The organism is Micromonospora sp. CA-263727 (assembly GCF_050942455.1).
In the GTDB taxonomy this organism is placed as follows: Bacteria; Actinomycetota; Actinomycetes; order Mycobacteriales; family Micromonosporaceae; genus Micromonospora.
The window spans coordinates 2,280,961-2,305,015 of sequence record NZ_CP192031.1 but is presented as its reverse complement, the minus strand read 5'-3'; the positions used below and the strand labels follow the sequence as shown (position 1 = coordinate 2,305,015).

General features: G+C 71.1%; 17 protein-coding genes. 7 read left to right on the top strand and 10 right to left on the bottom strand.

What is annotated here, in order from left to right; translation table 11 throughout:
- Positions 1 to 37 precede the first annotated feature (37 nt).
- Together ACQPYA_RS10455 and ACQPYA_RS10450 are read right to left on the bottom strand one after the other, a co-directional pair.
- Positions 38 to 1,441 carry a lipopolysaccharide biosynthesis protein gene (locus ACQPYA_RS10455; RefSeq protein WP_433532415.1) on the bottom strand — a complete coding sequence of 468 codons (1,404 nt, stop codon included), beginning with the start codon at positions 1,439 to 1,441 and terminating at the stop codon, positions 38 to 40.
- On the bottom strand, positions 1,438 to 2,394 hold the full coding sequence (locus tag ACQPYA_RS10450; RefSeq protein ID WP_433532414.1) for an NAD-dependent epimerase/dehydratase family protein: 957 nt from the start codon (positions 2,392 to 2,394) through the stop codon (positions 1,438 to 1,440). The genes ACQPYA_RS10455 and ACQPYA_RS10450 overlap by 4 nt, the downstream gene beginning before the upstream one ends.
- A gap of 300 nt (positions 2,395 to 2,694) precedes the next feature.
- Here ACQPYA_RS10450 and ACQPYA_RS10445 point away from each other — a divergent pair, with 300 nt between their 5' ends.
- On the top strand, positions 2,695 to 4,722 hold the full coding sequence (locus ACQPYA_RS10445; protein WP_433532413.1) for a hypothetical protein: 2,028 nt from the start codon (positions 2,695 to 2,697) through the stop codon (positions 4,720 to 4,722).
- A gap of 8 nt (positions 4,723 to 4,730) precedes the next feature.
- On the opposite strand, the gene ACQPYA_RS10440 is transcribed toward ACQPYA_RS10445, so the two are convergent.
- The gene (locus tag ACQPYA_RS10440; RefSeq protein ID WP_433532412.1) at positions 4,731 to 5,237 is read right to left on the bottom strand and encodes an acyltransferase; all 507 of its coding nucleotides are present in this window, start codon (positions 5,235 to 5,237) and stop codon (positions 4,731 to 4,733) included.
- 170 nt (positions 5,238 to 5,407) lie between these two features.
- Positions 5,408 to 6,631 (bottom strand): glycosyltransferase family 4 protein, encoded by a 1,224-nt coding sequence (locus ACQPYA_RS10435; protein ID WP_433532411.1) that lies wholly within the window; start codon positions 6,629 to 6,631, stop codon positions 5,408 to 5,410.
- Positions 6,632 to 6,863: 232 nt separating this feature from the next.
- Between ACQPYA_RS10435 and ACQPYA_RS10430 the strand changes: the two genes are divergently transcribed.
- The gene (locus ACQPYA_RS10430) at positions 6,864 to 7,592 is read left to right on the top strand and encodes an acetyltransferase (RefSeq protein WP_433532410.1); all 729 of its coding nucleotides are present in this window, start codon (positions 6,864 to 6,866) and stop codon (positions 7,590 to 7,592) included.
- Here ACQPYA_RS10430 and wecB read toward each other — a convergent pair.
- Together wecB and ACQPYA_RS10420 are read right to left on the bottom strand one after the other, a co-directional pair.
- Positions 7,521 to 8,645: a non-hydrolyzing UDP-N-acetylglucosamine 2-epimerase gene (wecB, locus tag ACQPYA_RS10425; RefSeq protein WP_433532409.1), complete on the bottom strand. Its 1,125-nt coding sequence runs from the start codon at positions 8,643 to 8,645 to the stop codon at positions 7,521 to 7,523. The two genes, ACQPYA_RS10430 and wecB, sit on opposite strands and share 72 nt — an antisense overlap.
- A 69-nt stretch (positions 8,646 to 8,714) precedes the next feature.
- Positions 8,715 to 9,806: a glycosyltransferase gene (locus tag ACQPYA_RS10420; protein ID WP_433532408.1), complete on the bottom strand. Its 1,092-nt coding sequence runs from the start codon at positions 9,804 to 9,806 to the stop codon at positions 8,715 to 8,717.
- Positions 9,807 to 10,136: 330 nt separating this feature from the next.
- Here ACQPYA_RS10420 and gmd point away from each other — a divergent pair, with 330 nt between their 5' ends.
- Genes gmd through ACQPYA_RS10405 form a run of 3 tightly spaced genes read left to right on the top strand, consistent with a single transcriptional unit; the run spans position 10,137 to position 13,482 of the window.
- Positions 10,137 to 11,150 (top strand): GDP-mannose 4,6-dehydratase, encoded by a 1,014-nt coding sequence (gmd, locus tag ACQPYA_RS10415; RefSeq protein WP_433532407.1) that lies wholly within the window; start codon positions 10,137 to 10,139, stop codon positions 11,148 to 11,150.
- A complete protein-coding gene (locus ACQPYA_RS10410) occupies positions 11,147 to 12,349 on the top strand; it encodes a glycosyltransferase (protein WP_433532406.1) in 1,203 nt (400 codons plus the stop codon). Before gmd ends, ACQPYA_RS10410 begins: the two co-directional genes overlap by 4 nt.
- Positions 12,346 to 13,482, top strand: a complete 1,137-nt coding sequence (locus ACQPYA_RS10405; RefSeq protein WP_433532405.1) for a DegT/DnrJ/EryC1/StrS family aminotransferase — start codon at positions 12,346 to 12,348, stop codon at positions 13,480 to 13,482. Before ACQPYA_RS10410 ends, ACQPYA_RS10405 begins: the two co-directional genes overlap by 4 nt.
- Before the next feature lie 7 nt (positions 13,483 to 13,489).
- On the opposite strand, the gene ACQPYA_RS10400 is transcribed toward ACQPYA_RS10405, so the two are convergent.
- The 4 genes from ACQPYA_RS10400 to ACQPYA_RS10385 all read right to left on the bottom strand — a co-directional run bounded on the left by ACQPYA_RS10400 (position 13,490) and on the right by ACQPYA_RS10385 (position 18,415).
- Positions 13,490 to 14,671 carry a polysaccharide pyruvyl transferase family protein gene (locus ACQPYA_RS10400; RefSeq protein WP_433532404.1) on the bottom strand — a complete coding sequence of 394 codons (1,182 nt, stop codon included), beginning with the start codon at positions 14,669 to 14,671 and terminating at the stop codon, positions 13,490 to 13,492.
- The gene (locus tag ACQPYA_RS10395) at positions 14,668 to 15,840 is read right to left on the bottom strand and encodes an oligosaccharide flippase family protein (protein ID WP_433532403.1); all 1,173 of its coding nucleotides are present in this window, start codon (positions 15,838 to 15,840) and stop codon (positions 14,668 to 14,670) included. The genes ACQPYA_RS10400 and ACQPYA_RS10395 overlap by 4 nt, the downstream gene beginning before the upstream one ends.
- An 86-nt stretch (positions 15,841 to 15,926) precedes the next feature.
- Positions 15,927 to 17,198, bottom strand: a complete 1,272-nt coding sequence (locus ACQPYA_RS10390) for a hypothetical protein (RefSeq protein WP_433532402.1) — start codon at positions 17,196 to 17,198, stop codon at positions 15,927 to 15,929.
- A gap of 23 nt (positions 17,199 to 17,221) precedes the next feature.
- Positions 17,222 to 18,415 (bottom strand): glycosyltransferase family 4 protein, encoded by a 1,194-nt coding sequence (locus ACQPYA_RS10385; protein WP_433532401.1) that lies wholly within the window; start codon positions 18,413 to 18,415, stop codon positions 17,222 to 17,224.
- A 345-nt stretch (positions 18,416 to 18,760) separates the two neighbouring features.
- Here ACQPYA_RS10385 and ACQPYA_RS10380 point away from each other — a divergent pair, with 345 nt between their 5' ends.
- Both ACQPYA_RS10380 and ACQPYA_RS10375 read left to right on the top strand, forming a co-directional pair.
- A complete protein-coding gene (locus ACQPYA_RS10380; protein ID WP_433532400.1) occupies positions 18,761 to 21,865 on the top strand; it encodes a M14 family zinc carboxypeptidase in 3,105 nt (1,034 codons plus the stop codon).
- 266 nt (positions 21,866 to 22,131) lie between these two features.
- A complete protein-coding gene (locus tag ACQPYA_RS10375) occupies positions 22,132 to 24,009 on the top strand; it encodes a polysaccharide biosynthesis protein (RefSeq protein WP_433532399.1) in 1,878 nt (625 codons plus the stop codon).
- Positions 24,010 to 24,055: the final 46 nt, after the last annotated feature.

The following is a 24,055-nucleotide window of genomic DNA, read 5'->3' as shown; positions in this document are numbered from 1 at the left end:
GTCTCGTCGTGCCGGCCGCCGTGGCCGGGCGGGCCGGTCACGCCGGCCGGCACCGGCGCACCGCGCGCCGGTACCCCACGAACACCGCCGGCCACATGGTGAGCACGTACGCCGCGCAGGCCGCCGCCGGCAGGCCGGCCAGCCCGAACTGCCGCAGCGCCCAGACCTTGAGCGCGGTCGCCACCACCAGGAACGACGCCCAACCGACGAACTGCGGCCGGAGCAGGCCGATGCTGTTCTGCACCATGATCAACGGGGAGGTGACCGCGATCAGGAAGGACCAGCTCGCCAACCCGACCAGGAGCGCAAGGGGCACCGCCGACCGGTCGATGCCGCCGACCCAGAGCTCGACCAGCCGCTGGCCGAAGCCGACCAGCGTCCCGCCGATCACGCCCACGACCGCGCCGTAGAGGAGCACCATCCGCCGGGTGTTGCGGCGTACCCAGGCCACCTCGCCCCGGGCCAGGGCGGCGCCGTTGACCGGCCAGACCGTCATGCCCACCAGCCCGATGAAGATCGACAGCACGCCGAACAGCTTGCCGACGACGGCGTACTGGGCCGCCACCGTGGGCCCGAGCAGGTGCGCGACGAGCGGGCTGTCCACGTTGAGCGCGATCGACGACATCGTGGTGAGCGCGAAGAACTGCACGCCGAGGCGGAGCAGGCCGACGGCGGTGCCCGGGTCGACATGGGCCGGGCCGGGCCGCAGGGCGGGCTCCTGGAACCAGAAGTAGACCACCGTGTTCAGCAGGTTGGTCAGCGGTACGGCCAGCACCGCGCAGCCGATGACCGCCAGCGGACCCCATCCGGCGGCGATGGCGCCGAGCACCGCCGCCATGGCCACCAGGGCGCCCGCCGACTGCCAGACGTTGCTCTGCACCACCTGACCCCGGGCGTACTGGATCCGCTGGATCAGCGAGAGCGGAATGTTGACCACGAAGGCCCCGAAGCAGAGCAGGACCAGCGCGGACGCCTCCGCGGCGACGCGCGGATCGGTCACCCCGAACAGCTCGGCCCAGGGCACCGTGGGGTTGACCGCGACCAGGGCGGCGACCAGCACCAGGGCGACCAGACCGAGGGTGGCGAAGGCGCTGGAGATTTCCCGGGCCTGTGCCCGGGCATCGTCGACGTGATGGCTGAGCCGGGTGAGCAGGCCGTTGCCCAGCCCCAGATCGGCGAACCAGGCCATCCCGGTCAGCGCGGTGACCGCCATCCACAGGCCGTACCGCTGGTCACCGAGGTACCGAAAGCAGGCGGGTGTGATGACCAGCGGGGCGGCCATGCCGATCCCCTTCGCCACCATCGCGGCAGCGATGCCGACGGTGACGGTACGGTCCCGGTCGCGCGGCGTCGGCCCCGGGGGCGAGACGGCGACACCGGCCGGGGTCGGTGTCTCGGCGGCCGGCCGCTCTGGTGCCGACCGACTCGCTGGGCGGGTCACCGGTTCACGGCAGCTTCAATGCCGAGCCGCCGGGCCATCCACTCGACGGTGGCCCGCAGACCATCGGCGCGGGCGACCGGCGCCACCTCCGGGAACAGCCGCCGGAGGGTGGTGTTGTCGGCCAGCGAATGCGGAACATCACCGACGCGCGGCCCCGCGTGCTCCCGGGCGATCGGCCGTCCGAACAAGCCCTCCAGCTCGTCGAGGACCTGGAGGAGGCTGGCGCGGGCGCCGAAGGCGAGGTTGACCGGATGAGGGTGGTGCACCCGGCGGCGGAGCGCGTCGAGGATGACCTCGCAGACCGTGCCGACGTAGGTGAAGTCACGGGACTGGGTGCCGTCGCCGTGCACCTGCACGGCTTCTCCGCGCAGGGCGGCGTGCACGAACCGCGGGATCACGGCCGCGTAGGCGTGGTCGTGTCGCTGCCCCGGGCCGAACACGTTGAAGAACCGGAAGGCCAGCGTGGGCAGCCCGAACGAGGCCTGGTGCGCCAGGGCGTACGCCTCGGAGGCGAGCTTGCTGGCCGCGTACGGGCTCATCGGGCGGGTCCAGGTCAGCTCCGCCTTGGGTAGCGCCGGGTTCATGCCGTACACCGACGAGGAGGAGGCGACGAGCACGTGCGCGACGTGGTGTCGACGGGCCGCCTCCAGCACCATGAGGGTGCCGGTCGCATTCGCGTGGTGGGAGGCCATCGGGTCGCGCAGCGAGCGCGGGACGCTCGGCAGCGCGGCCAGGTGGACCACCGCGTCCCGGCCGGCCATCGCCGCGTCGAGGGCGGCCTGATCCAGGATCGAGCCCTCGACCAGGTCGACGTCCAGCCCGTCCAGGTTGCCCCGCAGGCCGACCGAGAGGTCGTCGAGCACGGTGACCTCCTTGACGGTGGGCTCGACCAGCGCGGCGCGGGCCAGATTGGATCCGATGAAACCGGCTCCGCCGGTGATCAAAACGCGCATGGACAAACCCCCCGATTTGTACTGATCCCCCGATTTGCATAAACCCCCCGATTTATGCCGATCACCTGTACATCGAGTGAGTTGGGCTGCCGTAACGGCACGGCGGAAAGAATTCGCCTTGTCCGCCGCACTCCGACGCCCGGGGCCCGTCCACCAGGGACCCGGCCCCGGACCGGCCGGCTCCCGGCCCCGCCGGAACAGCCGGTGATGCTGTCCGGGAGCCGACCGAGGACGGCCGGACGGCCGGTGCACGGCTCACAGTGACAGGAACGGTGCGCGTCGGGGTTTGAGGAGCCGAGCATGCCCGAACTGATCGTCTACCGCGCCAACGCCCTGATGTCGATCCGGGCGCGATTCGACGCCACCCGGGACCTGGTGATGCCCGCCAACCTCGCGTTTCCCGAGAGCATGGTCGGCATGTGGCACTCCGGTCTCCCGCAGGTCACCCTCGTGCCGGCGACCGCGACCGACGCCCAGGTGTGGCCGGTCGTGTCCAGCGCCGGCACACCGATCCATGACACCTCCGACGACAACTGCCCGATCAACACCGGCTGGTCGTACGTCGGCGGCAACCACGGCTACAACGTGGGCAACCAGATCGCCGTCGCCAACCACGGCAAGACCACCGCCGACGTGGGCTCGCGCTGGACCGACGGCACACGGGTGTTCACGCTGCTGGCCGTCACCAACGCCAACAGCCTGCTCTTCGGCAACCCGTACACGATCGTCGACGGCATCGCCCAGGGAGCGCGGGTCCGGCCGGCGGCGCCGCTCACCCACGTGGCGGGCGCCACCAACCGGACCACGGTGCCGATCACGGGGCTCACCCCCGACGTGCAGATCCGCCCGGCCACCCATTCACACGTCGTGACCGTGGAACTCGACGGCCGGCCGGTGCCCGACGGTCGCCGTACCGGCCAGGAACTCCAGATCCGGGAGTCGTACCTGATCCCGTCCTACCGGGGAATGATCGACGCTGCCCAGGCGAACGTCGGCACGCCGATCGCCACGATCATGCCGCAGCTCCCGCCGCTGTGCCGGATCGACAACGTCTACCGCTGGACGCCGGGCGGTCTGCTGGTCTCGCAGACGGTCACCGCCCTGGACCGGTTCGCCCTCAACGCGGGCGTCACGCAGTGTTCCGCGTTGACCGTGCCGGCGGGTGGCAGCCGTCGGCAGTTCATGCCGAACGTGGGCGGCGCCGGCAACCTGAACTGGTCGGTCTGGGCGAAGATCGACACTCTGGCCGTCCTCACCGACATCACCCCGGCCACGCTGCGGGACCCGCGAACGCCGGCGGCCAGCATGACCCAGTGGGTGATCAGCAGCGGCGGGGAGCAGCAGTGGGGCATCGCGGTCGGACTGCTGCCGCTCGCCGACGGGCAGTCGTCGACGCGGGCCCGGTACACCACGACGAAGTGCTGGTTCATCAGCTCCACCCTGAAGAAGAACTACCCCCAGCTGGTGTGGGGGCGGGTCCTCGACGTCGGGGAGTCGGTGACCGGCACCGCGTACCGCCGCTACCTCGCCCCGCCCTCGACCGCCACCGAGATCGTCGTCTCCACCGGTGTCGACGACTTCGTGATGATCGAACGGGTCGACCCCGTAGCGCAGACCCGGATGCCCGCGCCACTGCTGTTCCACCGAAGGCTGATCCCGGAGGGGCCGACGAACCTCACGGTCCCGGACCGGGTCGGCGTCGACGGGATCCCGTACGGTGTGCCGGTCTCCCCGGGTTACGGCATGTGGCGCGCGGAATCCGACCCACCCGCCGAGCCGCAGTTGCCGGGCGCGACGTACGGGCCCGGCAGCTACTTCCTGCCGCTGGCCGGCCCGACCCGGGCCAGCGCCTACACGGGAGCCTTCCAGCGGCTCCTGCTGCACCCGGTGTTCCTGGCCGAGACCACTCCGGTCGACCGGGCGTGCGTCGAGGTGACGACGGCCGGCACCGGTGTGGTGCGGCACGGCGTGTACGCCCACGACCCGGCAACCGGGCGACCCGCGCTCCTGGGCCCGATCGCCGACTTCGGCACGCTCAGCGTGGTCACCGCCGGGGTCAAGGAATCGGTGCTGAGCGCGCCGGTGGTGCTGCCCGCGGGCTGGCACTGGTACGCGCTCGTCTGGCAGGGCACCGCCACCACCGCGCCGACGCTGCTGGCCGACGCGGCCGGCGAGCCGACCGCGTTGAATCTCGGTGCCAGCCCGGCGACGATGTCCGGCGACCGGTTCGGCTACCAGGTGACCGGGGTGACCGGTCAGCTGGGTCCGATCGCCATCGCCGAGGTCCACCAGTTTCCCCCACCGCGCGTCGCCTACCGGCGGGCCTGACGGCGCGGTCAGGCCGTGGTCACCCCGTAGATCCGCTTCATCGCCTCGTGCTTGGCCGGCACCGGCAGGTGGCCGATGCCCAGCGACTTGGCCTGCAACCGCTCAAGGTACTCGTCGGTGCTACGCAACGGTCGCGCCGGCACCCCGGCCGCCACCGTGTTGTCCGGGATGTCCCGGGTGACGATCGACCCCGCTCCGATGACACACCGGTTGCCGATGTTGACGCCGGCCAGGATCATCGACCGCATCCCGATGTAGACGTCGTCGCCGATGGTGATCGGTGCGGTCCAGTCGAGATCGGGGTGGTCCCTGCGCAGGATCAGCGTGCCACCGTCGTGGGTGACGAACTGCACCTCGGAGGTGATGTAGACGTTGTCGCCGATGGTGATCAGCCAGGGCTCCGAGCCGAACATCGCCCGGTTGACCCCGTAGAACCTCACCCGCCCGGTCAGGTTCACCCCGAGGGAGCGGACGAACGCCTCGGGATCACGGGTGGCGGCCAGATGGTCCCGCACCCGCCGGACCATCGTACGAACGCGACTTGGCACCTGCTGTCCTCACAAACGAGTCCTACGGCCAGCGGGCGGTAGGTCGACGGCCAACGAACGGCCGGAATCCGTACGGACCCGGACATCTCTCGCAACGATCCGGATCCGGCGGAGGTGACGGAGGCTCGGCCCGGCGGTCAGCGGCAGAACCGGCGGGCGTGCTCCAGCACGTTGAGTTCCCGGCCCTGTTGCCGCCAGAGCCGGTAGCGCCGGCCCGCGGTCTCCTTCGCCTCGGCCCGTTCCCGGCCCGACCGGTCGGCGAGCCGGTCGAGCACCTCGCGGAAGGCGCTCGCCGTCGCCGGCCGGACCACCACTCCCCCGGCCTCGGCGATCAGTTCGCTGAAGGGTGTCTCGTCGGAGCAGACGACCGGGCAGCCGGAGGCGAGGCTCTCGATGATCACGTGACCGTAGTTCTCGCCCAACGTCGGGAAGAGAAAGGCGTCGTAGCGGCTGAAGGTCGGCATCACCTCCGCCGCCGCGAGTTCCCCGCGATAGCGGACCCGGACGTGGCCGGGCATCGTCTCGATGATCCGCCGACAGCGCGCCCAGTACTGCCCGTCCTCCGGCGGGCCGAAGATGTCGAACTCCATCGGCCGGGTCGCCCGGGCCACCGCTTCAAGCGCCGTGACCAGGTTCTTGATCGGCGAGATCCGACCGACGAAGACCAGCCGCAGCGGCCCGTCGTGCGGTACGACCGGCGGAGCCGGATGCTCCGGGATCGGGCACTCGTTGCCGTTCACCATCACCTGCGCCCACGGGACGACCGCCCGGATCTGGTTCTCCTCCAGCCAACTGCACGCCTGCCAGCGCACGCCGAGCCGGCGCAGGACCGGGGCCCACACCGCCAGGAAGAGTCGCTTCTTGCGTGTCCGGATGGCGAGGGCAGCGGGCGACAGCTCGCCGCGCGGGGCGAGCAGGATGGCACCGACGCGCATCAGGCCGAGCGCCACCGCGAGGATCGACAACACCGAGAACGACGACCAGAGGCTGTTGACGTACAGCAGGTCGACCGGTCGGGACCGGACGTGCCGCAGCAGCCGGATCCAGTGCCGTGGCGCGGACGGGTCGAGGTAGAAGACGGCGGAACGGCCGTCGCGGCGCATCAGTCGCCCGGACAGCCCCGGGTACGGCACCGGCGAGCAGAGGTCACGGTCCCGGGTGATCAGGGTGACGTCGAGGTCGTCCGGCAGGGTGTCCAGGATGAACCGCAGCGAGCGGATCGGCCCGCCGCCGCGGAAGCCCGGCTCGAAGACCCCCGCGGTCGCGACGACCCGGTAGCCCCCCACCGCCTTCGTGGACGCAAGCGCGACCCGCACTCCCCCGGCGTCGTCGGGGAGGCGCGTCCTCGTCAGCTCGTTCACTGTGGCTCACCTTCAACCTGCCGCCCGGAGGGTCGGCGCCCACACCGCCCCCGGGACGCACCGAAATCAACGACCCCGGGAGTGGTGTCGGGAGCGACCCCGGACGTGACACCCGGTAGTGACGGAGTGGCGGCTTTCGCGGCCGACAGACGCTCGACCGTCACCATCGACGCCGTGCGGCGGTTCAGATGGCGGGGAGCGGCCGGCGTTCTCCGCAGCCGAGGGAGCCACGGTGACGACCGACGTACTGATCGTAGGCGCAGGCGGGATGGGCCGAGAGGTATATGCCGTTATTTGCCTACTTAACGGGCGATCAAGGGACAAGCCCTGCTGGCGGGTTCTCGGTTTCGTCGACGACCATCCCACCGAGACCAATGTCGGGCTGGTGCACCGCCTCGGTGTGCCCTTCCTCGGTTCGACCCGATGGCTGGCCAGCCAGCCGGCCAGCACCCACGTCGCGCTCGGCGTCGGGCATCCGCGGTTGCGCCGCGAGACCGACCAGGCCATCGCCCGGTACGGCCTGCCGGCCGCCACGGTGGTCCACCCGAACGCGGAGATCGGACCGGACTGCGTCTTCCAGGAGGGTCTCTTCGCGGCCGGAGGCGCGAGGGTGACGACGAACGTGGCCCTCGGTCGCCACGTGCACCTCAACCAGAACTGCACGGTGGGACACGACGCCGTCCTGGACGACTACGTCTCCGTCAACCCGCTCGCCGCCGTCTCCGGCTACTGCCGGCTGAGGGAGGGCGTCATGGTTGGCACCACCGCCGCCGTGCTGCCACGGCTGACGGTGGGCCGGGACGCGACCGTCGGTGCCGGCGCGTGCGTGACCCGGGACGTCCCGGGCGGGGCCGTGGTCATGGGTGTGCCGGCCCGGCCGGTGGTTCGTTCAGCGGCGGATGCCCGCCCAGTCATGGTGGCGACGCACGGTCGAGAGGATGAAGTCGACCACCCGGCGTGAGGTGTCCGGGACCTGGTAGTCGAGCGGGCACGCGACGGAGCCGGCGGCCACCTGGGCCACCACGACCCGTACGGCCTCCACCACGCCGGCCGGGTCCAGGCCGGTCATCACGATCGACCCGGAGTCCAGCGCCTCCGGTCGCTCGATGGACTCCCGCAGGGTCACCGCCGGGAAGCCGAGAATCGCCGCCTCCTCGCTCACCGTGCCGCTGTCGGAGAGGGTGCACCGGGCGTGCCGTTGCAGGGTGACGTAGTCGAAGAAGCCGAACGGCTCGTGGAAGGCGATGGCCTCCAGCTGCGTACCGTCCACGGCGAGGGACTCCAGCCGCTTGCGGGTACGTGGGTGGGTGGAGACCAGCAGTGGCAGCCCCCACTCGTCGCGCACCGCGCAGAGGCAGTCCAGCAGCCGGCGGAGCCGGTCCGGGTTGTCGACGTTCTCCTCCCGGTGCGCGCTGACCACGAAGTAGCCGCCGGATTCCAGCTCCAGCCGCGCCAGCACGGTGGACTGGTCGATCTGCGGCCGGTAGTGGTCGAGCACCTCGCGCATGGGCGAGCCGGTGTGCAGGATGCGGCGCGGGTGCAGGCCCTCGGCGAGGAGGTTGCGCCGGGCGTGCTCGGAGTAGACCAGGTTGAAGTCCGCGACGTGGTCGACCAGGCGGCGGTTGGTCTCCTCCGGCACGTTCAGGTCGAAGCAGCGGTTGCCGGCCTCCATGTGGTAGACCGGCACCTTCATCCGCCGTGCCATCAGGGCCGAGATCGCGCTGTTGGTGTCGCCGAGCACCAGCAGGGCATCGGGGCGCAGCTCGGCGATCGCGGTCTCGGTGCCGACCAGGACGGCGCCGAGCAGGCTGCCGAGTGAGCGGGTGTCTGCCCGCAGGTAGCGGTCCGGCGGCCGGACGTCCAACTCGGCGAAGAAGATGTCGGAGAGCGCGGGATCCCAGTTCTGTCCCGTGTGCACCAACGTGTGTTCGACGGTCCGGTCGAGCGTGTCGATCACCCGGGCCAGCCGGATGATCTCCGGCCTGGTCCCGACAACGGTCATCACCCGGGTCACAGGGCATCTCCTCACAGCCAGATCACGGTTGTTTCGCTGAGTGACTCGGCAGGCCGGCTGCCCGCCGGCTCACCGGGACCGCCCCTGCGGGGGCAGCCGGTAGGCCGGGTCGCGGATCACCTGTCGTGCCTGGTCGAGCACGCTGACCCGGGCCCGGCTCGTGCGCCAGCGGCGGTACGCCGCCCCGGCCGCCACCCGGGCCGCGTGCCGCTGCTCGGGCCCGGCCGTGGCGACCTGGGTGACCAGGGCGCCCAACGCCGACGGAGTCAACTCCTTGAGGACCAGACCGCCACCGTCGCGCAGCACGGCCGTCCAGGGCGTGCGGTCGGAGCAGACCACCGGGCAGTACGCCGACAGGCTCTCGGCGATGGCATTGCCGAAGTTCTCGCCCCGGGTCGGCAGGACGAACGCGTCGTATCGCGAGAAGGTCTCGCGCACCTGCTCGGGGCGCAGCTCCCCCCGGTAGGTGATGGCGGCCCGTTCGGGCAGCGAGGCCAGCAGCCCCTGACACCGCCGCCAGTACGCCACGTCCTCCACCGGACCGTAGATGTCCAGCCGCACCGGCACCGGAACGTGAGCCAGCGCGGCGAGGAGCAGGTCGAGGTTCTTCATCGGAGAGATCCGCCCGATGAAGACCAGCCGCGCGTGCTCGGTCGCCGGCGGCTCGGCCGGCTCCGGCTCCGGCTCCGGCCCCCGGCCGATGGCGACCACCGCGATGCGCGCCCGGGGCAGCACCCGCCGGATGTCCGCGGCCTCGACCGGCGTGGTGGCATGCCACAGCACTCGGGGCTGCATCAGCATCCACCGCCAACCGGCCAGGAAGATCCGCTTGCGGGCGCCGTGCAGCCGCAGCGCGGCCCGCCCGAACTCGCCCCGGGGCGCCACCAGGATGCGATCCACTCGCAGCAGGCCGAGCCGCGCGGCGACGATGGGCAGGATCGAAAAGGTCGACCAGACGCTGTTCACGTAGAGCAGGTCGAACCGGGACGGGCGCAATGACCGCCAGAGCAGCCGCCAGTGCGTTGGCCGGCGCACTCCCAGATAGAAGATGTTCGTCCGACCGAAGCGGACCCAGCGGCCGGAAAGGTCGGGATAGGGTTCGCTGGAACCGAGGTCGTGGTCCCGGGTCAACATGGTCGTGTCGATTTCGTCACTGGCCATGTCGAGCACGTCGGAAATGGAGCGCACAGGCCCCCCGGCTCGCCAGCCGGGAGCAAAGTACTCCGCCGTCACCAGGACCCGAAAAGGCCTCTCACCAACGGTCGCGAACCGTTCTCGGAGATCGGCCGCGGGGGTGGTGTCGTTGGCCATCTTCGCTCCTCGCTCGCGGCACAGACCTGTCTGGCCCAACGATCGAGCGCCGATCCGGTGACTGGAAATCACAGTAGGTGACGCCCGCGCACGACTACGCGGAAAACCAGAATTAACGACCCGGAAACCCGATATAAGGATTCCGCGGGAACAAACTTCGTTGGGCGCGAGAGGGATTCAATGTCACGAGTGGCACTCATCTCCGGTATCACCGGGCAGGACGGCAGTTACCTGGCCGAACTCCTGCTGGACAAGGGATACACGGTGCACGGGATCAAGCGGAGGTCGTCCTCGTTCAACACCGAACGGCTCGACCGCATCGACGTACACCCGCGAAACACCGGGGCCCGCCTGTTCCTGCACTACGGCGACCTGTCCGACCCGGCCACGCTGACCGCCCTGATCCGGGACATCCGGCCGGACGAGATTTACAACCTCGGCGCGCAGAGCCATGTGCGGGTCTCCTTCGACATCCCCGCCTACACCGCCGACGTCACCGCGCTCGGCGCCCTTCGCCTTCTCGATGCCGCCCGCGCCGCCGGCCTCGGCTGCCGCTACTACCAGGCGTCCTCCTCCGAGATGTTCGGCTCGACCCCGCCGCCGCAACGCGAGGAGACGCCGTTCCACCCGCGCAGTCCGTACGCGTGTGCCAAGGTCCACGCCTTCTGGTCGGCGGTGAACTACCGCGAGTCATGGGGCATGTTCTGCGTCAACGGCATCCTCTTCAATCACGAGAGCCCTCGACGGGGCGAGAACTTCGTGACCCGCAAGATCACGCGGGCGGTCGCCCGGATCGAGGTGGGCCTTCAGGACAAGCTCTACCTGGGCAACCTCGACGCGGTGCGGGACTGGGGCTACGCCCCGGAGTACGTGGAGGCGATGTGGCTGGCCCTACAGCAGGACGAGCCGGACGACTACGTGGTCGCCACCGGCGAGGGGCACACCGTGCGCGAGTTCGTCGAGGCCGCCTTCGACCAGGTGGGACTCGACTGGCAGCAGTACGTGGAGATCGACCCGACCTACTTCCGGCCGGCCGAGGTCGACGCCCTGATCGGCGACTACGGGAAGGCCCGTCGTCGCCTCGGCTGGGCGCCCAAGACCCTCTTCAGCGACCTGGTGCGGGTCATGGTCGACGCCGACCGCCAGCTCCTGGAGGACGAGCGAATGGGACGCCTGGTGCGGGTGGACCGATGAGGATCACCGTCGAGGCCACCCCGATCCGCCCCGGCCACGCCGCCGGTGTGGAGGCATTCACCTACGGGCTGCTGGCCGGGATGGCCGCCGACCCCTCCTGCCACCTGCGGGTCAACATCCTTCGCGGCACCCTGGACCAGTGGCGCGGGCACCTGCCCACCGATCGGATCGGCTGGGCCGAGGTGGCCCAGCCACTGCGCTCCGACAACTCCACCGGGCAGTTGTTGCGTCGATTGACCCCGGCCCGGGTGCGCAACTCGCTGGCCGTCCGCAGGACGGTCAACGCCCTCCGCCAGCGTTCCGGACCGACACCGGACCAGGCGGACGTCACGCTGTACCCGTTCCATTGCGTTCCGGCCCGACCCGGCACGTCGGTCGTCGTCCTGCACGACCTGCGGCACCTGCAAGCCGACTTCCACGCCCCCGGATTCGCGGCCGTGATCCGGGAGAACGTCGCCCGTGCAGCCGCCGTGGTGATCACCTGGCCGCACCCGTACCAGCAGGCGCGGCAGCTGTTTCCCGAAGCGGCGCAGCGAATCGTGCTCATTCCGACGCCGACCTTCCAGCCCGCGCCGAGGCAGGCGCCCGCCCGGCGCGAACCGGGGCTGCTCGTCTATCCCTCCTCGACCGCGACACACAAGAACCACTCCACCCTGCTGGAGGCGATGGCGCTGCTCCCGGAGTGCCGCCTGATCTGCCCGGGGCCGCTGGTCGAGCCGGAGGCGAGTCGCCTGCTCGCCCGCGCCACCCTGCCCGACCTGCGCGGCCGGGTGTCCTTCCCCGGATTCGTCACCCTGGCCGAGCTGAACGACATCTACGCCCGAGCCGACGCGGTGGTGGTGCCCTCGCTCTGGGAGGCGGCCAGCGGGACGATGCTGGAGGCGTTCAGCTGGGGACTCCCCGTCGCCTGCGCCGACGCCGAGCCGCTACGGGCCCAGCTGGAGTTCACCGGGGCCGAGGCGACGGTGTTCCGGGCCAAGGACCCGGCCTCCCTGGCCGAGGCGGTCCGGCGGCTGCTGGACGACCGGGCACACTACGCCGCCGCGTCCCGCCGCGCCAACGGCCGGCTCGCCGCCCGCACCTGGGAGGCCACCGGCCGCGACTATCTCGACGTGCTGCGCTGGGCGGCGCAGGGCCGGCCCGGCCCGGTGCCACGATCCGCGTTCGCCACCGCACTCAGCCAGGAGGCGGTGCCGTGAGCGACCGCATGCCCGACCGCTACCCGGTGGCCCGGCCCAGCATCTCGGCGCTGGAGGAGCGCTACGTCCTCGACGCGGTCCGGAGCGGGTGGGTCTCGTCGCAGGGCCCGTACCTGCGTGACTTCGAGGAGCGCTTCGCCCTCCGATGCGCCGCCGGCACCGCGGTGGCCACCAGCAACGGCACGGTCGGCCTGCACCTGGTGCTCGCGGCGGCCGGCATCGGGCCGGGGGACGAGGTCATCATTCCCGCGTTGACCTACGTGGCCACGGCGAACGCCGTCGCGTACTGCGGCGCGCGCGCCATCTGTGTGGACGTGCTGCCCCAGAGCTGGTGCATCGACCCCGCCGCGGTACGCGCCGCGATCGGCCCGCGCACCCGAGCGGTGATCGCCGTCGACCTGTACGGCCACCCGGCCGACTATCCCGCGCTGCGCGATCTCTGCCAACGGCACGGGCTGCTGCTGGTCGCCGATGCGGCGGAGTCGTTCGGTGCCGCGCTCGACGGCAGCCCCGCCGGCTCCCTGGCCGACGCCACGACCTTCTCCTTCTTCGGCAACAAGGTGATCACCTCCGGCGAAGGCGGCTGCGTGACCACCTCCGACGCCGAGCTGGCCGACCGGATGCGCCTGCTGCGCAACCAGGGCATGGATCCGCAACGGCGCTACTACTTTCCCGTGCTGGGCTACAACTACCGGATGACCAACCTCTGTGCCGCGTTGCTCTGCGCCCAACTGGACCGGGCGGACGAGATCATCGCCGAGCGCGACCGGGTGATCGCCGGCTACGAGGAACACCTGGCCGGCGAGGCGCAGCTGTCGCCCCAGCCCGTGCTGCCCGGCGTGCGCCGCGCGCCGTGGATGGCCGCCTTCCTGGTCGGGCCCGAGGGGGACGCGACGTCCCGCGACGCGCTGGCCGGCACGCTCGACCGGCTCGGCGTGGAGACCCGCCCCTTCTTCGTTCCGATCCCCGAGCTGCCGCCGCATCACGACCCGACCGCGGACTGTCCGGTGACGACCGACCTGAGCCGGCGGGGCATCAACCTGCCCACCTACGCCGAACTGACCGAGCCGGAGGTCAAGACGGTGGCCGAGCGCGTCCGCGCCGCCCTGGCCACCATCGACCGGCACCGGTGAGCGCGGGTCAGCGCGGGCCGACGCCGATCGTGCTGCGGACCGTGCGTCCGAGGCGGCGGTAGATGTTGACGGCAGTGCCCGACGTCTGGAATCGCAACTTGTCCCCGTTGCTCAACAGCGCGCGGGTGACGGGCACCTGCCCGGCGAGGGCCTGCCGCAGCCACGGTCCCACCACGTCGGCCGCCCGCGGCACCCGCTCGTCGTCGACGGCGGGCGGCAGCACCCGGTCGTGGATTCTCAGCCCGGCGAACGGCTGGCCGAAGAACGCCGCCGTCTTCGGCGCGTAGCAGATGGGAAAGATCGGCACATCCAGGGCCGCCCAGAGCGCGCTCGAATGGAGCTTCATCGAGACCGCGACCGAACACTCGGCCATCGCGGCGGCGAAGTCAAGCAGATCCGTACCGAGGTACGGAAGAACCGTCGCATCGCCCGTGCCCAGTTGCCGGCACACCTGCTCGGTGAAGGTCACATCGGGTCCACCGGCCCCCGCCTCCAGCACGAAGAACCGCACCGTCTCGACGCCGTACGCCTCGGCCACCCGGGCGACGTGCCGGGCGGTCTCGGTCACGTCGAGCCCCGGCCACTGGCGCAGCGCCACCCCGAGCGACCTCGCCCGATCTCCGCCGGCCGGTGCGCAGTGCAGCCCCAGCTGCGCCAGGAAGGCGCGGTCGACGAAGTCCCGGCACCGCCGGGCGCGCCACCCCAGCCGCTGCTCGGCCAGGGTCACCGAGTCGTCGTCACGCAGGTAGCACTCGTCGAACGGGGAGCCGAGTTCCCGCAGCCGGCGTTCCCAGTCGGCGCTGATCGGACCCAGACCGAGCCCGACGGCGAGCACCGGCACCGCCGGCAGGTGTCGGGGCAGGAAACTCAGCCACCGGTAGGGGGTGTGCGGATGGTGACTGGTCTGGAGCAGCCCACCACCGCCGAACAGCACCGCGGAGCAGCCCTGGAAGCTCAGTTCGCTGCGCCGTGAGCCGGGCAGGTCGCGGCCCGCACGGACCGGCCGGGGGTTGAGCGGGGTCCGGAGCCGGGTCGAGATCGCGGACCAGTCGATGCTCCGGCCGAAGCTGAGGTATCGGACGTCCCCGTCCGAAACCGCGGCTGCGGTACTGACCCCGGCGATCAGTATCAGGTCATCACCGAAGTTGCCGGCCTCGCCGAGGCAGACCAGTCCGACCGAGGAAGTCAACGCAAGGATCCCTTCTCCGAACCCAGAGACAGATAGCTGAACCACCAACAGGCGGCGCTGAGCAGGGCCAGCGCAGCCAACGCTCCGGCCGCGCCGCCGGCTCCGAACAGGACACCGCCCGCGACGATCACCGCCACCCGCAGCGGCCCGAGGCCCACGCCGATCGCCAGCGCCCGGCCGCTGGCGGACTGCACCCGGTGCCCGGCGAAGGCGACGAGGGCGACCGGGGCCAGCAACGCCTCGATGGACAGCAGCGGCAGCAGCGGCTGGGCGGCGTGCCAGTTCTCGCCGAGCACGGCCCGGCCGACCTCGTCGGGCAGCAGACACACGGCGATCACCAGGGGAAACATCAGGCCGACGGCGAGCGCGACGACCGTGCCGGCGATCCGCACCCGGGCTCGCGGGGTGTCCGGACGCATCTGTGCCAGGTACGGGACGATCAGCGAGGAGAGCGTCGTCATCAGCAGGGTCACCGGCCCGAAGACCGTCCGGGCCGCACCGAGGGCGCCGACGACGGCCACCCCGGCCGTGGCGGCCAGGCCGCTCAGGGCCAGTTGGGCGGAGCCGGTGGTGACCAGAAACTGCGCGGCGAAGGTGGCCGCGACGCGAGTGTCACGACGGTCGAGCCCCCACCCGGGCAACGCGCCGTGCCGCTGCCACAGGGCAACCACGTAGCCGGTGAGGGCGCCGGACCCGGCCCAGCCGGCGAAGATCATGACCGGCGGGACGGCGGTGACGAAGGCCGCCCCGACGGCCACCGCCGTGCAGGCGGTCCATACGCACTCCTGCACCACGGCGACCCGCGTCCCACCGACACCGATGCTGATGGCCTTGGCGTAGTCGTAGAGCGCCAGGCCGGGGAGGGCCAGCCCGGCGATCGTGAGGTACGAGGAGCCGACCACGACGCCGGCGCCCGCCGCCGCCACCCCGGTCACCACGGCGATGGCGCAGGCCCGCCGCGCCCCGTCCGCGATCGTCTTCGGCGCCGGCCCGGTTCGCGCGGCGAGCACCGACTCGGTGACCGCCGTACGCACCAGGCCGACGACCAGCACGTAGATCGAGAAGGCCAGGGCGTACTGGCCCAGCCGGGACAGTGACTCGCCCCGCGCGACGGACACCGAGACCATCAGGTTGCCGACGCTCGACAACCCGTTCACCGACAACGCCACCACGGCACGCCGGCCGAACTTCCGGGCCCCCCGGCGGCCCGGGTCCCGTCCGACAACCGCACCGGGCCTCGGCGACGCCGCCGTGGTCACGATCCGGACCAGCTGTTCTCGGGTCGTGCCCGCGACGCCGCCCGTTGCCGGGTGAGCCGCAGGATCAGCAGGGCCGGCAGCGCGGCGACGGTGAACTGCACGAACGCGATCATCGACTCCGGATAGACCTTGGACCACAGGAGCGGACCCGCCACCACGAAGCTGAAGATCGCGAGCCGCGCGGGCCCGGGCGCGCCACCGACGCGCAGCAGCAGCAGGGCGACGAGCGCCCACCCGGCGTAGTACAGGACCACTCCCCATGGCCCCTTCATGAAGTAGATCGTGCCGAGGGAGAGGAAGGTGTAGGCGGAGGTGGAGGTTCCGCCGAGGTACTCGTTGATCCGCGCGCCGGTCGACAGGCTCGGCCGATCCGGGTCCAGGATCCGGGGCACGAGGCCGTAACGGACGATCTGCTGCAGACCGGGGTGCTCGATGTCGACCGGTACGTCGTACTTGCTGGCCCGCGTCACCTGGAGGTCGAAGCGCAACCGGTCGGCGGAGCTCACCGTCTCGTCGACCGCCACGCCCCCCTGCGACCGGACCTCGTTGCGCTGGGCGTAGATCGTCGGCCAGATCAGGAGCAGCGTCGCGATGGCGATGACCACGAAGCGGGTGTGCAGCAGCCCGCAGATGGCCGCCACCGTCACGACGAAGGACAGGTAACCCATCAGCGGCGCGGTCAACGCCGTGGTCATGGCGACCGCCACCTGCGTGCCGACCAGGTAGGCCGTCCAGCGCAGGCAGGCCGCCCGGCTGCACTGGCCGGCGAGCAGGCTCGCGGCCAGCAGGGCGAAGGCGAGGTACCGCCAACCCATGAAGAGCGAACTGGCCACGGCCGCCGGTGATCCGGCGATCTCGCCCGTGACCTGCGTGAAAATCGTTCCCCGGCCGGCCCAGGCGCCGACGAGATCGGCGGTGATGCTGACCATGGCGACCACCCGGGCGATCGTGAACAGGCGCGGATAGCCGGCGCTGGCCTGGGTCAGCGCGCGGTGCCATTCGCCCCGCCGGCCCACCCGCCGGAGAAAGGCCAGCTCCACCGCCAGGCACCCGGGCAGCGCCAGGGCCAGCAGCATGATGATGAAGCCGACGTCCGGGTTGCCGTTCAGCACCGCCATCGGGACGATGAGCACGGCGTACGGGGCGAGCACCACCATGCTCACCGGAAAGAGTTGCAGCAGCCAGGTCAGCCGGGGCACCTTGCGCCGCCGGCCGCGCACCGCCCGGGTCTTGAGGGGCGATCGTGTCGGCGTCCGCTCAGGGTCCACGACACGGTAGGACGTCGCGGACGTCACCTGCTGCCCGCCGGGCCCGCCAGCAGCCGATCGTACGTGTCGGTGAAGCGGCGCAGCGCCACCCGGCGGGAGAAGCGCTCCTCGCAGCGGTCACGGGCCGCCGCAGCCATCGCCGGGCCGGAGTGGTGGAGAACGTCGAGGAGCCGCGCCGCGACGGACCGGCCCACCTCGGCCGCCGGTGCCAGCGGGACCAACCAGCCGGTCCGCCCGTCGACCACGCACTCGCGCGCGCCGTGGGTGGCCGTGAGCACGGTGGGGACACCGCAGGCCATCGCCTCCACGGCCGCGAGGCCGAGGCCCTCCTCGTGGGAGGTCTGGAGAAAGACGGACGCGCCCCGGTACAGCTCCACCAGCTTGTCGGCCGGCACGTCGCTTCGTATCCGGATCCGCGGGCCGAGGCCGAGTTCCGCGATGAGCGCCGTCGTTTCCGGCTCGGGCCGCCCCTTGCCGGCCAGGATGAGCGGTGGCAGGTCGGGCCGTGTCCGCAGGGCCTCGGCATAGGCCCGGACCATCCGGTCGAGCCCCTTGCGGGGATCGCCCAACCGGCAGACCGAGAGGAGGTACCCGTCAGCGCGCCAGCCGGTGGGCGGCGGCGAGAAGCGCTCGGTGTCGACGCCGGGCGGCGCGAGCATCACGTTCGGCTGCCCGAGCGCCTCGATCCAGTCGAAGACCACCTGGTTCTCCACCAGCACCGCGTCGGCCGCGGTCAGCACGGACCGCTCGATCCGGCTGGTGAGCCGGGTCATCGCCGCGCGCCACAGCCCCGACGGACGCCAGCGGGACGGGAGGCCGCAGGCCCGCTCCCACTCGACCAGCGTGGCCATCTGCACCACGACCGGCGGGCCGGCGGCGAGCACCGGGGCCGCCCAGGCGGGCGAGCCGCCGACGACCTGGATGCAGTCGTATCCCGACAGCGCCGCGGTCAGCTCAGGCCGGGGCCGGTATCTCATGAACTCCAGTTCGACCGCGTTGGCGCCCCAGTACCGTTCGTGCGGCACCCCGCCCGGTGGCCCGAGCAGGCTCGCCCGCCGCCACGACCGGGGTGCGAGCAATCGCCGGCTGGAGGTGTCCCGGACGGACGTCGCCAGGTCATGTACGTCCACTGTGTACCGCCCGGAGGCGACGAGCCCCTCGTACAGCCAGTTGACCACCGACCCCACGCCGCCGTTGCGGTGCAGCCCGTGCGTCACCAGGGCAATCCGGCGAACCGGCGGCGTCGCGGCGGAATGCCGTTCGGGACCGTGGTTCGCCGGCCGCTCGTCGAGCAGCGAACGAGTCGCCTCTCGAACGCGAACCTGGCTTGACTCATTTCTCATATGAGGGGCCTCCGCTGTATCCGATCAAGGCCGGGCAGACAAATCAAACTAACATCGCGCACCACCATTAGCGAACATGCAACACATAGCGAGACATTCTCGTGAATTCCTATCGCATTGACAATTCATTGGCCATCCGCCCCACAATCCGAACCAATTGATTGACATAGATCAGGGGTAACCGCGAAGCTCACCCCAGGCTCTTACGAAGGGGGCAGGATGAGGCGCACACCGCTGGCGATCGCCGGCGTGTTCACTCTGGTCGGCGCGCTCGCGCTGACCGCACCGGCGAGCGCACGGCCGCAGTCGGACCCGGGCGGCCGTGACGGCCTGGAGGTGTACGTCGGCACGGTCGGCCCGACGCAACTGCACCAACTGCGCGAGGCCGGTGTCGACATCGGACACGAGACCAGCACCGACCAGGCCGGCAACACGCGCATCGAGACGGTGCTCAGCCGCGGCCAGGCCGACCGGTTGGCCCGCAAGGGCGTGCGGCTGTCGGTCAAGCAGGTCCGGGGCAAGAACGCCTCGCAGGTGCTGCGGGAGCAGGCGGCGACGGGCTGGCGGGCGTTCCGCTCGTACAGCGAGCCCGGCGGCATCCGCGACGAGATCACCGCGACGGCGGCCCGCTACCCGAAGCTGACCCAGGTGCAGACCATCGGCCGTTCGGCGCAGGGCAAGCCGATCCTCGCCATCAAGGTCACCAAGAACGCGAAGACCACGAAGGACGGCAAGCGCCCGGCGGTGCTCTACGCCGGCGCCCAGCACGCCCGCGAGTGGATCACGCCGGAGATGACCCGCCGGCTGATGCACCACGTCCTGAGCAGGTACGGCTCCGACCGGGAGATCACCCGGCTGGTCGACTCGACCGAGCTGTGGTTCATCCCGGTGCTCAACCCGGACGGATACGACCACACCTTCACCGCGGGCAACCGGCTGTGGCGCAAGAACCTGCGCGACAACGACGGCGACGGGAAGATCACCGGCGTTGACGGCGTCGACCTGAACCGTAACTTCAGCTACAAGTGGGGCTACGACAACGAGGGTTCCTCGCCGGACCCGACCAGCGAGACCTACCGCGGCCCCGGGCCCAACTCGGAGCCGGAGACCAAGGCGCTGGACGCGCTCTTCAAGCGGCTCAGGTTCACGTTCTTCGTGAACTACCACTCCGCCGCCCAGCTGCTGCTCTACGGCATCGGCTGGCAGGTCTCCACGCCGTCGCCCGACGACGTCATCTACGAGGCGCTGGCCGGTGACGACGCCAATCCGGCGATCCCCGGCTACGACCCGGATCTCTCCGCCGAGCTGTACACCACCAACGGCGACACCGACACCCACGCGACGGTGCGCTACGGCACGCTCGGATTCACCCCGGAGATGTCCACCTGCCAGACGGCCGCCGCCTCCGACCCGAACGACCAGTGGCACCCGGAGGACTGCGTCAGCATCTTCACCTTCCCCGACGACGAGAAGCTGATCGCCGCCGAGGTGGCCAAGAACCTGCCGTTCGCACTCGCCGTGGCGAAGTCGGCGCAGCGGCCGGACGAGCCGGTCTCGGTGGTCGGCCGCAGCACGCCGGACTTCGTGGTCGACTCCTTCGACGTCTCGTACGGTCGGGACCAGCAGGTCGCCGCGATCACCCGGCGGTCGCTGAAGAACGTGAAGCTGAACTACACGATCAACGGGGGCAGGGCGAAGTCCACCAGGGTCACCGAGTGGCGCGGCGGTAAGCGCTACGGCGACACCCACAACGACTACTACGCCGAGCTGCGCGGAAAGGTCACCGGCGCCAAGCCCGGCGACCGGGTGCGGGTCTGGTTCACCGGCGCCCGGCCCGGGAAGGGCACAGTGACCAGCGAGCGCTTCACCTACCGGGTGCACCACGACATCGGCGGCGACGTGCTGGTGCTGGCGGTGGAGGACGTCACCGGGCTGAGCCCGGTCCAGAACACCGGCACCGCCAAGTACGCCGACGGCATCGCCGCCTCGCTGCGCGCCGCCGGGCGCAGCAGCGACGTGTACGACTTCGACGCGATGGGCCGCGCCGCCCCGCACCACCTGGGCGTGCTGTCGCACTACAAGGCGGTGGTCTGGGAGACCGGCGACGACATCATCCTGCGCTCCGCCGGCCAGGTGCCCGGCACCGTGGCAAAGGCCGCGCTGGACATCGAGCTCTCCGTCCGGGACTACCTCAACGAGGGCGGCAAGCTGCTGGTCAGCGGCAAGTACGCGCTCTACGCCCAGGCGGCCAACGGCCTGTACGGCTACCAGCCGGACGCGCCACCGGAGTGCACCGATGCCGGCGACCCGACCTGCCTGCCACTGTTGAACGACTTCCAGCAGTACTGGCTGGGGGCGTACAACTACGTCAGCGACGGCGGCACCTCGCCCGACGGGGAGCCGTACCCGGTCCAGGGTGACGCCGGGGCGTTCGCCGGCTTCACCGGCACGCTCAACGCCGAGGGGTCCGCGGGCAACCAGGACCACACCGCGTCGTTCCTGACCACGTCGGGCTTCCTGCCGGTCGAGCAGTTCCCGCAGTTCGCCAGCTCCGCGCCGGTGGGCTGGACGCGGCCGGGCGGCGCGCCGTTCGATCCGCGTACGGGCGACTGGTACCTGTTCAGCGGGCAGTCCGACGAGTCGTACAAGCGGCTGACCCGGACCGTCGACCTGACCGGGGCCGGCAGCGGCGAGTTGCGCTTCCACACCTCGTTCGACATCGAGACGGACTGGGACTTCATGATCGTCGAGGCGCACGAGGTGGGCAGCGACGAGTGGACCACGTTGCCGGACGCCGGCGGCCTGACCGCGCCGGAGACCGGGAACAGCTGCGCCTCCGGCTGGGTGCAGCAGATCCACCCGTTCCTCGCGCACTACCAGGGCGCGGACTGCTCGCCGACCGGCACCACCGGCGAGTGGCACGCGGCCACCGGCACGTCCAACGGGTGGAAGGAGTTCGTGGTCGACCTGTCGGCGTACGCGGGCCGGCAGGTGGAGGTCTCCATCACCTACGTGACCGACTGGGCCACCCAGAACCTCGGAGTGTTCCTGGACGACGCCCGGGTGATCGTCGACGGGGCCACCGTCGCGGAGACCTCGTTCGAGACGGACCTGGGTGGCTGGACGGTGGCCGGGCCGCCGGCCGGCTCCAGCCCGGGGGCCAACGACTGGTCGCGGAGCCAGCAGGCGTTCGAGGAGGGCTCGGTGGTGGTCACCAGGGACACCGTCTACCTCGGCTTCGGGCTCGAAGGGCTGGCGCCGGCCGCCCGCGACGAGTTGGTCGCCCGGTCGCTGACCCACCTGACCGGCCGGCCGCGCCGGTAATCGCGGTCCAGGGCGCGCCGACGGTCAGCAGACCGCCGGCGCGCCTTTGCGTGCCGCCGTGGCATCCCGCCGGGCTGGCAAAAATGAAACATCCCCCGATTACCGCGCCGCTCAGCGATTATTCGGATGGGGAACCAGACATCCGGCCACAGAAACGTGAAAACGGAAACGAAACGCTTTACTTCGGCTAAGCAGTTAGGGGACGTGCGTGGCCCCTGACCTGCCGTAGGTCATCGCCGGCCACGGACAGGACAGGGAGTTTGTGCATGCCACCCGAGATACAGCCTGTTCAGCGGTCGGCTTCGACAACCACGAACCGCGCCAGGGTGAACCGTCGTCGTACCGCCATCTTCCTGGCCGCCGACGCCCTCGCCTGGGTCGGTGGCTTCACCGTCGCCGGCTGGACCCGGTACGAGCAGGTGCTCACCAGCGAACAGGCGGCCAGCGTGATGCTGATCGGCGGCGCCGCCGCCGTGCTCCACGTCGGCATCAGCGCGCTGCGCCGGATCTACTCGGGCCGGCAGCCGCTCGGCAGCATCGAGGAGGTCCGCGGGCTCGCCGGCACCACCGCCACCACGGCCACGCTGGTGCTGGTCGCCCTGCTCGCGCTCGGCGAGCGTCCGGTGCCCGCCAGCACCCCCGTGGTCGGTGGCGCGCTGGCGCTGCTCCTGATGCTCTGCTCCCGCCTGCTGCACCGGCACCGGCGCGACCGCGCCATGCGCCCCGACGCCCGCTCGGCCACGCCGGTCCTCCTCTTCGGTCTCGGCGAGGCCGGGCAGGGGCTGGTACGCGCGATGCTCAGCGATCCGAACGGCCGCTACCTCCCCGTCGGAGCCCTCGACGACGACCCGGACCGGCGTGACCTGCGCATCGCCGGGGTCCCGGTGCTGGGCGGCCGGGGCCAGCTCGCCGACGCCCTCCGCCGTACCGGGGCGACGACCGTGATCTTCTCCGTGGCGAACGCCGACGCCACGCTGATCCGCGAGATCCGGGAGGCCACCCTCCGGACGGGCGCCGCGTTCAAGGTCCTGCCACCCGTCCGGGAGCTGGTGGACCACCGGATCACCGTCAGGGACGTGCGCGACGTCCAGATCAGCGATCTGCTCGGGCGACGCCAGGTCGTCGGTGACCTGGCCCTGGACGACAACGGGCTCTCGGGCCGGCGGGTGCTGGTCACCGGCGCCGGCGGCTCGATCGGCTCGGAACTGTGCCGGCAGATCATGCGCGCCAATCCGGGTGAGCTCATGATGCTCGACCGGGACGAGTCGGCGCTGCACGGCCTTCAGATGTCACTCACCGGACGGGCGTTGCTGGACGGTCCCGAACTCATCCTCGCCGACCTGCGGGACGACGAGGGGGTTCGGCGCATCATGCGGGAACGCCAACCCGAGATCGTCTTCCACGCCGCGGCGCTGAAGCACCTGACCCTGTTGGAGCGGCATCCCGGCGAAGCGGTCAAGACCAACGTCTGGGGAACCCTCACCGTCCTGGACGCCTGCCGCGATGTCGCGCGCTTCGTCAACATCTCCACCGACAAGGCCGCCAACCCGATCTGCGTGCTCGGCTACTCGAAGCGCATCACGGAGATGCTGACCGCACACGCCGCGGCGGCCCACCCGGGCACCTTCCTCAGCGTCCGGTTCGGCAACGTCCTGAGCAGTCGGGGCTCCGTGGTGACCGCCTTCCAGCGGCAGATCGAGGCAGGTCAGCCGTTGACCGTCACCCACCCGGAGGTGACGCGGTACCTGATGACCGTGCAGGAGGCGGTGCACCTGGTGCTCCAGGCGGCGAGCATCGGCCGCGACGGCGAGGCCCTGGTCCTCGACATGGGCGAGCCGGTGCGCATCGACGACCTCGCCCGCCGGATGGTCGCCCAGGCGGCCAGCCCGGTCGAGATCGTCTATACCGGCCTGCGCCCCGGTGAGAAGCTGCACGAGGACCTGCTCGGTCAGGGGGAGGTCGACCACCGGCCCCTCCATCCGCTGATCTCGCACGTGACCGTCCCCGTCCTGGATCCCCTGGAAGTGAGTGGACTGGATCCGTTCGACGAGCCGGACAAGGTCGTCGACCAGCTCGCCCGGCTCTGTGGCAGCCTTCCCGGTCCGCTCCACGAGCGCCAGCCGGGAATTCCGCTGGCCCGCTGAGCCCGCCGGGCGACCACCGCGGTCCAGGGCGCGCCGGCGGTCGGGA

Excerpts from the sequence above, each read along its gene's own strand:
- ACQPYA_RS10380 (WP_433532400.1), top strand. The coding sequence starts at position 18,761 with ATGAGGCGCACACCGCTGGCGATCGCCGGCGTGTTCACTCTGGTCGGC.
- gmd (WP_433532407.1), top strand. The coding sequence starts at position 10,137 with ATGTCACGAGTGGCACTCATCTCCGGTATCACCGGGCAGGACGGCAGT.
- ACQPYA_RS10450 (WP_433532414.1), bottom strand. The coding sequence starts at position 2,394 with ATGCGCGTTTTGATCACCGGCGGAGCCGGTTTCATCGGATCCAATCTG.
- ACQPYA_RS10410 (WP_433532406.1), top strand. The coding sequence starts at position 11,147 with ATGAGGATCACCGTCGAGGCCACCCCGATCCGCCCCGGCCACGCCGCC.
- ACQPYA_RS10420 (WP_433532408.1), bottom strand. The coding sequence starts at position 9,806 with ATGGCCAGTGACGAAATCGACACGACCATGTTGACCCGGGACCACGAC.
- ACQPYA_RS10375 (WP_433532399.1), top strand. The coding sequence starts at position 22,132 with ATGCCACCCGAGATACAGCCTGTTCAGCGGTCGGCTTCGACAACCACG.
- ACQPYA_RS10445 (WP_433532413.1), top strand. The coding sequence starts at position 2,695 with ATGCCCGAACTGATCGTCTACCGCGCCAACGCCCTGATGTCGATCCGG.